At 69.9% G+C, this 544-nt stretch carries 1 pseudogene; it reads left to right on the top strand.

The features are described from left to right. A pseudogene (locus ACTWPP_RS45145) lies at positions 1 to 272 on the top strand (hypothetical protein); the annotation flags it as partial. Positions 273 to 544: the final 272 nt, after the last annotated feature.

Below are 544 nucleotides of genomic sequence, written 5' to 3'. Positions count from 1 at the left end.
AGATCGAGCGCGTGATTGCCAGCCATCCGACCCAGCCGCTGCAAGGCGGCGTGTCGAGCACCGAGGCCAGCCAGTCCGGTTCAATGGGCGGCTCGACGGGCGGTCACGGCCTGGCAGGCCAGTATCGCGGTCCGGAGCGTACCCCGCAGGCGGCCTACCACCCGAGTGGCGCCAGCGGCACGAGCGATCGCCCGAGTGCTGGCGGTACGGGTTCGTCTGGCGGCTCGGATCGTCCAGGCGGGTCGGGTTCCGGCGGCTCGCGCGAGTCGTAAGCGGGGCCGACGAGCCTTGATCGGGTGCGCACCGCGCGCCCGGTCAGCGGTTGAGCGCTTGAGTTGAGCCGCTGAGGCCGCAGCACGTACAATCGGCCGGGCAAACCGCGCCCGGCTGGTTTGTGCGCATCTGCGCCAACGTTTCCTGTTTTTCCGTATGCACGGCAGTTCGCCTCACTCGCGGCCTCGCACGCGCATGGCACAAGCCATGCCGGCGTCCCATCCGGCCTCTGCCGCGCAACACCATCCGCCGTTCTGGCACCACCTCAAGC

The sequence above is a fragment of the Actinomadura sp. 3N407 genome (assembly GCF_052245875.1).
In the GTDB taxonomy this organism is placed as follows: Bacteria; Actinomycetota; Actinomycetes; order Streptosporangiales; family Streptosporangiaceae; genus Spirillospora.
This window is presented reverse-complemented; position numbering and strand designations above follow the sequence as displayed.